Origin of the sequence: Nonomuraea sp. NPDC003804 (assembly GCF_040610675.1) — a bacterium.
Taxonomy (GTDB): domain Bacteria; phylum Actinomycetota; class Actinomycetes; order Streptosporangiales; family Streptosporangiaceae; genus Nonomuraea.
Genome location: NZ_JBEXMT010000002.1, coordinates 14,281 through 25,276 on the forward strand (window position 1 = coordinate 14,281; position 10,996 = coordinate 25,276).

At 61.7% G+C, this 10,996-nt stretch carries 5 protein-coding genes; 1 reads left to right on the top strand and 4 read right to left on the bottom strand.

The genetic code is table 11. The features are described 5' to 3' along the window. Nucleotides 1-43: 43 nt before the first annotated feature. Both ABZX22_RS02320 and drmA read right to left on the bottom strand, forming a co-directional pair. Nucleotides 44-1,792, bottom strand: a complete 1,749-nt coding sequence (locus ABZX22_RS02320) for a DUF1998 domain-containing protein (RefSeq protein WP_354905258.1) — start codon at nt 1,790-1,792, stop codon at nt 44-46. A 2-nt stretch (nt 1,793-1,794) separates the two neighbouring features. Then, on the bottom strand, nt 1,795-5,724 hold the full coding sequence (gene drmA / locus ABZX22_RS02325) for a DISARM system helicase DrmA (protein ID WP_354905259.1): 3,930 nt from the start codon (nt 5,722-5,724) through the stop codon (nt 1,795-1,797). A gap of 448 nt (nt 5,725-6,172) precedes the next feature. On the opposite strand from drmA, the gene ABZX22_RS02330 reads away from it, so the two are divergent. Further along, on the top strand, nt 6,173-6,613 hold the full coding sequence (locus tag ABZX22_RS02330; RefSeq protein WP_354905261.1) for a very short patch repair endonuclease: 441 nt from the start codon (nt 6,173-6,175) through the stop codon (nt 6,611-6,613). 22 nt (nt 6,614-6,635) lie between these two features. Here the strand turns inward: ABZX22_RS02330 and ABZX22_RS02335 are convergent, their stop codons facing one another. Beyond that, nucleotides 6,636-8,525, bottom strand: a complete 1,890-nt coding sequence (locus tag ABZX22_RS02335) for a DNA cytosine methyltransferase (RefSeq protein ID WP_354905263.1) — start codon at nt 8,523-8,525, stop codon at nt 6,636-6,638. 239 nt (nt 8,526-8,764) lie between these two features. Then, entirely contained in the window at nt 8,765-10,495 is a 1,731-nt protein-coding gene (locus tag ABZX22_RS02340) for an AIPR family protein (protein WP_354905266.1), read from the bottom strand. Nucleotides 10,496-10,996 lie beyond the last annotated feature (501 nt).

A 10,996-nucleotide genomic window follows, 5' to 3' on the forward strand; every position in this document is an offset into this window, starting at 1 on the left:
CATGCGCTTGTGCTGCCCGCCACGCCCGAGAGCTCCGCACGAACTAAGGAAGATTCTCTGTCAGTAGCAGTCGGTCGAGTCCGCGGTTTCGATGTTCACAGGAGGTCTCGGACGCGAACAGGCATGAGTAACAGGCCACTCCGTCTGCGCCGGAACGCGGGGCTTCCTCGCACAGCGGATCGTTCGAACAGGTGTCGACGTCCTGGAGCGCACGTTCCAGAACCCGCTCGAAGCGGTTGACGAGGGATATGAGTCCGCCCATGGTCCCGTCTCCGCCGGGCTGGACTGTATAGAGGAGCAGCCCACTGCTCACCACGTTGTCGTTCTTTAGCTGGACGTACACGCGTTCACGAATCGCGGCCGAGGAGTATCCGGAGTCGACGGACAGAGCCCAGAGCAGCCGGTGGGAGAGGCTGTGCCACCAGACATGGGCCGGGTGGTTGAGCAGGCTGGCGGAATCCCCGGCCATGTACCGGTTCTGCCAGAGAGGCCACCGTGAACCTGCCACAGGCAAAGGTGCATCTTTCAGGTCGATGAACACCCCTTCGCCGAAGAGTTCGACGCCGGGATACCAGGTGATGCCGCCTTTGCCGGTGAAGGACGTGGAAACGATGTGCCCGGTTTCGGGATTCAGCCGGCGATACCCGGTCTGAGCCATCACCATGCGAAGTCTGCTGATGGGGGTGACGCGCAGCGTCATCTGCCCGGTCGGGCCGATGATCGAACGAACATCCGACCGCTTCACCTCGAAGAGAGGCGGGCTGTCCAGTGGCTCGTCCTTCACGGCTATGGGCGCACCGCTTACGGCTGCTTCGCGCAGACGCTTGAGCTCTGCCTCCCGTACGGCTTCCGGGCTGTTTGGTTGGAGGCCAAGCAGCTGTTCGAGGGCCAAGAGTATCTCTGACCAAGGAACTCGTGCCAGGTAGTCAACGTCGTCGCTGGCGATCTTTGCGCTCTTCGCCTGCTTGAGGACAGCGTCGTGGTCGAGAAGATCCGCTTCCCGGAGGACGTCCAGTCGTGAAAGGAAACTCTTGGCACCAAGGACATCGTGAAGCCTCTCAGGCATATCCAGGATGGTGAGGGCTGTGACCAGTTCTGCCATTCTGAGGTTTGCCGAGCCTCGCTGGACTATCGTTGCGGGGCGAGTGCAGGCAGAACCGCTCTGGTTCGGGCGCGGTCCGTGCTCCGGCTGCCGGCCAGTGCATGTCCACTGGCGACCGTATGCGTTCCCAAAGTTGACCGAGGTCTTGCATTTGGGGCACTCGATTTTCACGAGCCGGAGTGCTCGGCCCCCTCCATGCCAAAGATAGTGCTTCGTACCGCATCTCCTTGATCCGTGAACAAGCGCATGCCACGGAACCTCGTCCAGATGCCCGGCCTCACAGGCGGTGACGAAACGGATGGCCTCACGTCCACGCTTCTGGCGACGTTCCCAGGGGTTGAAGGAACGGCAGTCCGGGCAGCCCTCATCAGACCCGTAGAGGACCTGGTGGCCAGGGTGCTGGGCGCAGAGAGCCCAGTAGGGAAAGCCGTCTGCTGGATAGATCCAGGTGTCCGTTGGGTCGCCGATCTCGGCGTTTGCTGGAATCCTGCAGATTCGAGCATCGTCCAGGGTGCTCTTCGACAGTCTTCCGTCAACGATCTCGAACTCGTCCGGTTGCCGACCAATCAAGTTGAAAATCTCATCCATGGACTTGAGCACGACCGGTCCCGAAGGCGTTTCGACGATGCTGCCTGGCCCGAAGGTCGTGATGAGCTGGGATGGGCGTATCACCTGGTTGGACTTGGACATCCTCAGTGCGTTCCACGGATAGTTGTTGTGGATTCGACTTCACGAAGGGAGTTCGGAGCGTTCTCGTACGCCTGGCCGGTGCCGGCGACCTTGTGCGCTAGATCACCAAGGACCACAGGATGCGCCGGAGTTCGGGTCACGGAGCCTTCGTGGAACAGCAGCAGCTGTCCGTTCTTCCCTGAGGCAAGTTCCTTCCAACTGTCCAGCGCAGAGTGGGCGTGGTCTGACGTCTCAGACGCGTCAGGGCGTCGTAGCTCGGGTTGCTGGGTGGCTCGCTGCTCCATCAACACAGGCAGGAGTTCGACATCAGGTGCGCTGCGTGCCTCCTCCATCGCGTTCGCCAGGCAGTGCCAGCCATTGTTCAGCCTCTGCTGGATTCGCCACCGTTGGTCGACCGGTACCGGTCCGGCTGTGCCGGGTAGCAGCGCCGCCTGCCTGAGGATGCTGACCGCCACAGGGCCTAGTGCCCGATCCCGTGCCCGAGGCGCGAATGGATTGACCGTGACGGGCTCCACGTGCTTGTACAGGGTCGTGTGATACCCCGCGAAGTACTCGTAGTGGCTGAGGTCCCGAGGTCGGGAGGACCGGTAGAAGGTCACCACCAAGCCGCCCGTCGAACGTCCGACGCGACCGGTCGCCTGGATGTAGGAGGACGTCGTCTTGGGCTGCCCATTCACGAACATAAGCCCCAGCCGGTCGACGTCGACTCCGGTACCAAACATGGACGTTGCTACGACCGCGTTCACCGCGTCCCGATCACCGTCCAGCCCAACACCGAGATCGTCCAGCATGGTTGGGAGATTCAGCGAATCTGCTCGGCTGGACAGCTCCATGGGGTCGCTCTCGAAGAGCTGACGAGGTGTGGGCGTGATGCTCGCGAGTCGTTGCACGACGTCCTGTCGTGTCAGAGCCACGGCCCCCGCCAACTCGCGGATCGCGTTGAAGTAGCCGACGAGGGTCCAGAACGGATCCAGTTCCTTGGATGGGATCCCGGCATCGCGCCTGTCTTTGGGGTACTGGAGTAGCCGCGACCAGGTACGCACCAGCGGTGTCTGCGCTCCGCGGCCTGGCGCAATGATCCCAACGTAGAGACGACCTGCCTGCTGGGAGTCCAATGGATGGGAGGACTCCGCCCGCGAGAAGAACGACTCGTCCGCTCGGATCCCCGGGGATGGAAAGACCGCCAGCGAACGGGCGAACAGCGACTGTACCTGCTCCTGGGCCTGGCGGACGGTGGCTGTCGACGCGACGTACTTGGGCTTCACAGGCGTGCCACGGCCGTAGTCGGTGGCAAGTAGATCAACACTGGTCTCGTAGAGGCCGACCATGCTGCCCAGAGGGCCCTCGATTAGATGCAGCTCGTCCTGAAGGATCAACGTCGGGGGCAGGAACCCGGAGACGGCGAGGTTGACGCCCTGTGCAGGCGCGCTACGCGGTTGGGCCGGTAGCGAAGAACCTGGTGCAGAGGGAGGTGCCCATTTGCGGAAATAGCCGAGGTGCTCGTTGAGGTGGTCCACATTGCCGAAGATGGCGCTGGCCCGCGGTTCGTAGGCAAGCCGTGCGAACTTGTCCACCGTGGCTATGAGCATGGACGGGCATCGCGCGTATACCTGTTCATCGACGGTGAAGGCCGGAACAGGACAGTGGTTGGACCGTCCGTTGCCGTCGTTGAAGGCGTCCATCACCGGCCAGCCGCCTACTTCTGTTGTCTCGTTCCAGGAGACATCGATGTTGAGGGCGCAGGCGGGGTTGGAACAGTAGATCTCGAAGTCGACTGCCTTCTGGTCTCGTCGCCAGGTGACCTCCCGGATGAAGTATCCAGGACGGGACGGGCGCACGGGCAGCAGATAGGAGAGTTTGCCGAGTGCCGGAAGGACATGCTGGTTGACCCACTGGTCGATCATGGCGCTGGAAGTCTCCGCGGAGACAGAGAAAGTGATCGACACTGTCGAGAAGGTCGAATCGGCATGCGGTGTGAGCACGACATCGGATGCCTGGATGCTGTCCACGGAGAAGTGCTCAGGATCCGCCCCATCGGCATCGAGGGTCAGATCACCCACTGCCAGGTGCAGCGTTTTGGTATCTCCACTCCTGAACCCTTCCGACGGGACTGCAAGGATCGAGTGACAGCAAGGACAGTTAAGGACCTGAGCAGGGTCACCTTCGCCGGTCTTCCCGTCGAGGATCGAGAGGGCGCCGTAGACCGTGACCATCTTGTTGTTGCTGTCTTTGTACTGAAAGTTGCCAAGGTTGTTCGGCGTGACGCCACCGCCTACCCAGAGTCCGATGGAGAAGCGGTGGTTCCCCCACGGTAGATCGCCAAGATCGTTGGCCAGTTTGGGACGCCACCCGCGGCTGCCCTCGATGCCAGTGGTCCTGAGGTACTCGCAGGCCGTCACGAGCGTAAGGGCTCGCCGGTACTGCTGGATAGTGAGCAGACGCAATGTGTATCGCGAGAGGACCGTTACGCCGGCTCCACCGTGTGTGCTCCCGTCACGCATGGCACGGAGACGGCGATGAGCCAAGGTGAAGGCGGCCAAGCCGAGGTACGCCTCCGTCTTGCCGCCGCCGGTAGGGAACCAGAGTAGGTCGCACACTTCCCGATCGGGATGGGCCTCGTCCGCCATCGCTGGGAGATTAACCAGGAGAAAGGCGAGCTGGAACGGCCACCAGGAGTTGACCTTGCCCTTCGACCACTCCGACTGGAGCGCGATGGCCCGGTTGGCGAAGCAGAAAGCCAAACGAGCGTCGACGTCTGACCCGAGGAGCCTGATGCCGTTCCTGATACGTTCGAGAGCTTGGCGACATCCTGCAATGTGCCGATGGGCTGGTGTCCCTGGATCGGGATTGCCTGCCTCGCTTTCGATCAGCTCGATCCAGCGCTCGTACCCGTCGATGAGCGGACTGAGCGCCTGCTCCATCGACGGTCCGTCGGTGATCTCGCAGAGCTTGCTCGGATTCAGCTCCGGAGCGTGACCAACCTCGTCCGGCCACGCCTTGTCGGGCGCATTGACCGACACGACGGGAACGAACTCTGAGCGTGCATCTGCCGGAGAGAACTCCGCGGCCGTCGCACTATCGAACAGGTGCTCGCCGTCTGCCCAGGCGAAGGGGGCACGTGCTCCGCGACGGCCAGTGGGATGTGGACGTTCAGGGTCGATGGAGCGCCAGACCGCCGAGCAGAGGTGTCCACGGGCCAGTACGGGTCGGTCCTGATAGAGGAGGGCCAGCCCTTCATCTTCCAGGTCATGCGATGGTCGCTGACGTTCCACAGGAACGACCTCGCCGCTGTCGCAGCGGACGCGGATCTGCGGCTGGTACACGTGGTGATGGGCATGCGGGCGATCGGAGTCAAGCTCGGTGTTGTTGACGACGAAGAGGGAAATATGCCATGTTCCCCCCGTCCTGTCCGTGCGGCTGCGCACTCGTACCAAAACATCCGGGTCGCGAGGATCAGTAAGAGTCGGGTCGGTGGAGCAGTCGACCCCCCGCCAAACTTTCCCGAAGGGCGTACGCTGCCATGTTTCCTCTGCGTCTTTCGCGTAACGGGCCCAGGTCGCACATATGTCGAGTACGGGAGAGGCGTTCGTCCTGACGGCGAGTGAGATGCCCATCGAAGAAGGGCGGGACATCGGGTCGAGGTTCAGGGACGGGAGGGAGCCAACGACCGCGGAGCGTCCTGGAGTTCCGGGATCGGATTCCTCGCCGTCATCCGCCTCTGGTGCGTCTCCCCCTGCCAGCTCCTCGAATGCATCGAGTTCGGCGGAGGATGACGAGGCGGGGGCGAGTACGCCAACGATGTACTCGTCCAGGGGATCTTCATCTGAGGAGAGCGTTTCCGTGGGCCCGCTTCGAGGCCCCAGAACCTCGGCCACGAGAGCTTCAACAAGACTGTGCCGCTCGCTCACCACAGAACCCTTCGCCGCGTCCATGTGACCATTGGTTTTGGAGTGTCATGGGATAGAAGGCCCATCCCTTGGAGAGTGATGGTACGCACTTTGGCCGGTGTTTTCATTCGAAGATCTCGCCGGGTCCGAAATATGGACTTGACCCGGTTTGCCGGATGCCTGTACTCCCATGAACTCTGACCCCGGAAGGCATTCACAGTGTCGAACAGCTGGTCGACAAATGCTTGTCCGGCCAGTGATGGAACTGGTGCGCGGCGGAACGGTCGCCGGAAGAGCTGACTCGCTGTTCCTGCCTTCCGTCCGGTGCTCCCTGCCTGCGACGCTGAGTCGGCCTTGATGATCGCCGAGATGGTCTGACCGGCGCATCCATGAAGACGGCTATGCTGCCGTGTAGCCCGAAGTCCTGACGTGTCTACCAAACCAGGGCAACTCCAATGTGCCAGGTGCAGTCGATTCGAGAGGGCGGTCACACGTGAACTCCGCCGCGGCGTCCGGCGGCCAGCGCTGGGAACCGACGGAAAAGGGTGTCCACCTTCGGGGAAGGCGTACTCGGAACACCCGTCCTGAAGTGGCGCTACGCCGTGCCGTACACGCGCTCGGACTCAGGTTCCGCCTACACCTGCGGATAGTCCCCCGCTGCACCCCCGACTTCGTGCTCCCACGCTGGAGGTTGGCGGTATTCGTCGACGGGTGCTACTGGCATGGTTGTCCAGATCATTCGCCCGCCGAATTCAAGGGCCCGAACGCCGATCGATGGCGTCAGAAGATCGAAACTAATCGGACCAGAGATCGGCGCAACAACCTCCTCTTGGAGGAGGCCGGCTGGCGAGTGATTCGTATCTGGGAATGCGAAATCAAGAGGGACGTGCACCTCGCTGCCGAGCATGTCGCCAGAGAAGCCAGAGGCGTTTGAGGGTAACCACGGCTGAGGTTCGTTATCCGAGTGTCGAGATGCCAGGTTGCTCGCGTTGGGCGAACGCGCACATTGTGGACAAAGGGCAGCTGCCGCAGTGCGGTTCATTCGGAAGACATGTGGTCAGTCCCAGGACGCGTAGGGCCGCCATCCGAAGCGGTGCGGCCTTCCCTCCACCGATAAGTCGAGCAAGATTCACACGGCCGTCGGTGAGCCGGTTTGTCTTGTCGGAATCGCTGCCAGTGACCCTGGCGGCCACACGGAGGGACAATTGCGATGTGAGCATGACGTCGTGGTTGCTCAGGAGGGTGAGCAGGGCTTCTTCTGCCGGCTGTAGTCCGAGTTGTTCTGACAGGTCGGCGGGGTCCTTCCACACGTTCTGCTTCGCAGTCAGGTCCGAGAGTGGCTTGAGGCGCTGCTCGGCCTTCGGGTCATCGAGTGCTTCAACGAGTACTCGGTACTTCTTCCGAGTGAGCTTTGCCAACCCTCTGAGGGGGGTGAGCGCAGGGGTCAAGTTGCGGATGTCGACCCGGCCCCCGAGGCTGAGTATGACCACGACTGCGGCCGCGGCCGGAGTCATGTTGGGCCCAGGGAAACTGAACCAGTCTGCTCCTTCCCGCTGCACGGCAGCCCAGTCTGACAGCTGCTTGTTGATGAACGCCCACCGGTTCGGGGAGAAGAGAGGCTTCTCCTCGTGAAGGCTTCTCGGGTCGATGGCCTGAGCCGCGAACCTGCCCAGTTCGGGTGGGACGGCGTTGCCGACCTGGCGGAAGGCATCGCTTCGGGTGCCGGAGAAGCGAAAGTGGTCGGGGAAGGTCTGGATCCGGGCTGCCTCACGTACGGTGATCGTTCTGTGCTGCTCCGGATGGATGTACCAGTAGCCATCCTTGGCAATATGAGCGGTGATGGAGCGGCTCAGGTCGTCCCAGTCGAGACGTTTGTACTTGTCGTCGAAGGTGTCCGCGTTGTAACGGCGCAGATTCTCCGGAATGGCCGAGTACAAGGTCTTGTGGTCCATCAGTTTGAAGACTTCAAGGTCGTCAGGTCGGACTGGACGCGTCATATGATCCCAGACCTTGCCTGATTCCTCTTTCGCGCGCATCCGATGCGCGAATTCGGAGGCGCCGGCTTTCCCGCGGTAAGGCAGGCTCCTGTCTCCGATGGGATCGTTCTCCGGCAGGACCGGAAGATCTCCGATCGCGTCACGAACGGTGACCTTCTTCTGTGGGTCCGGCCAGGAGAACTCGTGATGGTCGTTCCGGGCAAGAAGAATGAGACGCTTGCGGTGCTGCGGGACTCCATACTTCCATGCGTCGACCAGTCGGACATCTGTGTGGTAGCCCGCGTTCTCCAGATTTCCGACGATTTCCCGCACAACTCGGAAGTCGTCGCCCAGTGCCATGTCGGGCACGTTCTCCATCAGTACGGCACGCGGCTTGATCGCTAGGACAACGTCGAGAAAGGCGCGCCACAGTTCCTTGCGTGCGTCGTGTGGGTCGCGTCCGGCATGCTCGACCAGGCTGCGGATCTTGCTGCGCCCGGCTCTGCTGAATGGTTGACAGGGTGGGCCTCCCGCCACAAGATCGATCTTCGTCCCCTTGAGTAGCTGGACAAGCTGCGTCCGCTCTGCAGTGTCGGAGAGGTCGATGTTGAGCGAGAGTCCGGGGAAGTTGGCCCTGTGCGTTTCGACGGCTCGTTTGTCATAGTCGGCTGCTGCGACGACTGTCCAGCCGGCCTGTTCCAGTCCGAGGCTCAGACCGCCGGCTCCTGAGAACAGATCGACGGCCAGTCGACTTCCAGCTGACAGCTTCTCGTCGCACCACTTTGCGAATGTGTCCTCCGCGCAGGCGTCGGGCAGTTGGGGGAGGGAGAGGATGTCACTGCGATGCAGCTTCACCCCATAAAACGACACCTGACCTCCTTGTGTTATGAGTACAGCCGACCGCCAGGAGAACACAGACTCCTCGATCGCCGCAAGTATTCTTGCGTGCTGGGCGGCTCTTTAGGCCTCCCGGAGCGCCATGAAAGGCGCACGATTTCATGCTAGTTGCGAACGTCCAAACTGCCTCGCCGGACCAAGACCATGGTGGCATCACGACCGAATTGGAACGCCCTTACGAACTGCTATGAGCTCGGGACGTGGCCCGTTTCCTAAATCCCAACCCAGTTGATGTCCTGGACCGCTTTCCAGCAGTCGACCTTCTTGCACCATTCCGTGACGTTGCCGGCCCCCGGGGCGTGGAGCAGCCTATCGCGAACGAGCCCGCTCAGGCTTCCTATCGCCCGCAGCATCTCCGGAGCCAGCCGCTGTGCCCGCCAGATCGAGTTCAGGGTGGCTTCCACGTCGATCTCCTGGATCAGCCGAGAGATCGTGTAGGTCGTGACGTTGGCAAGATAGCCGGCGCCGGGGTTGAGGCGCATGATCTCCTTCCGCCCCTGCGCAAAGAAGATCGCCTTCGCCACCAGATCGCGGAAGTACTGCTCATCGGGCAGGCTGTTTCGCCTGGAGACAACGTTGATTGTCCACTCGTGGAAGCACTTCTGGGCGCCCAGACTGACGGTGTGGGGCTCCTGTTGGAAGGTCATGTCGAACTTGGCCGCATCGGTCTTGGTGAACTTCTGCGTCCGTGGGTTCTCCTTGTCGAAGCCTTTCTGCTGGGATCTCGTTACCAGGCGTGCGCGATCCACCTGGTACTGCCCGCGTACTCTCTCGTAGTACCAGTGGCTCTCGTGCTGGGCACCGTCGACTGCAGGAGCCCAGAGTCTGCGGGAGAGACGCTCCAGCTCCACGTGGAAGGGGCTGTTGGACTCGAAGTCCGCCTCGTTGATCGTGTTCTGTGAGTTGGCGTACAGGGAGATCTTTGGAACCAGCTCATCAAGCAGTTCAGGGGCCACGACGGTGATCTTGGCCGGAACCTGGATCGTGCTCAGGTCCGCGTTGTCGCGCCTGGCTGCATGATGGAGCGAGGCCGTCGTCTGCCCGCCGTTGACGATCTGGACATCCTGTAGCTGTGTGAGGGCGTTACCTGTCTGGGTGAGGGTGACGCCGGTGGCGGTCACCGAGATGCCGTTGTTGTATGCCAGAAACCGCCCTGGGGCCGATTTGATGGTCTCGTTGAGCCCTTTGTTGACCTTGCCGCGAGCTTGGAGGAAGGCGCGGATGTTCCGTTGCAGGAGTTTGGCGCCGTGTTGCTCGTACATATCGGCTAGCAACTGTCCTGGGATGATTGCCAGGAAACAGCGGTGATCGTCGTTGGAGCCGACCACAGGGAGACATGGAAGAGCTCCGCCCAAGGCTTCGAAATCGACAGTGATTGGTTCTTCGTGCCGCCCGGAGAGTGCGAGCTTGCGGAGCCGTTCGATATCCCAGATGTGTTGGACGACGGGGATGTCGTCAAGGCTTTCTTCTGGAAGGCCGGTCAGGGTGGTGCGACCGTCCGTGAAGAGAAAGATTCTGATCTTGCCGAACTCCGGCCAGTGCGTGTGAATGGTCTGCGCCATGTCGAACTCGGGGGTGGACTCCTCCATCTGCAGGTGGTAGCCCTCCTTGCAACCTGCTGCGAAGTTCAGTGCCCACCTCAACCGCTTGAGCACCTGGTCGCGAGGCAGGGTGTGTCCCGAGTTGCCGTAGTTCGCAACGACGAGGTCCAGAACGCGCCCGTCATCGCTGATGTAGTAGCCGGCGACCTCCATGCGGCTGCGACCTGATGGGGCGACGAAGTAGCAGACCCTTAGATCCTCCAGAGTCCCGTCCTCGACGAGGTATTCCTGGACCACCTGGACGAAGACATCTCGTCTGAGCCACCCCGAGTCGTGTCCCAGCCGCTCTTCGACTGCCTGCTCCAGCTGGATCGCGAAGTTCTCGACGGTTTCCCCCTCCACGGCTACTCCTTTGCTGTACCGCCGGCGTTTCTCGTGCAGTCTCTTCGTCCACAGCGCGGGTATCGCATGTGGACAGGTCGACAAGATGTGACGCTCAAGGCACTCCTGCCGGAGTGTCAGATGGAATTATTCCGTTCAATTGTGCATCGGCGACAATAGGCTGCTCCGAATGGTGACATCTCGTTCGCCTGCTGGTTTCGGTGGGAGGTCGGGCGGACCACCTCTGGGAGGAAGTTCGCAAAACAGGATAATTTGGGCTTACCCCGTGCATGCTCCCGGACGTTGTTCTCTTGGTCGGCCTTGCTACCTGCAACGATCTCGACCGTTCCGCCTCTGGTCCGGTGAGTGAGGCTCGTATCAAGGACGAGGTCCTGGTCGTTCGCCTGTCCGTTGCTGTGCACGAGGGGCATGCGGCCACGGACGGCCAACCTCGCCTCCGCATAGACGTCCAGGGCGGATCCCGGCAGAGGCCGCAGTAGCACCGTGACAGGGATCGCCGCC

What these genes read in the sequence shown, in the direction of transcription:
- ABZX22_RS02320 (WP_354905258.1), bottom strand. Translation starts at nt 1,792, where the DNA reads ATGTCCAAGTCCAACCAGGTGATACGCCCATCCCAGCTCATCACGACC.
- drmA (WP_354905259.1), bottom strand. Translation starts at nt 5,724, where the DNA reads ATGGACGCGGCGAAGGGTTCTGTGGTGAGCGAGCGGCACAGTCTTGTT.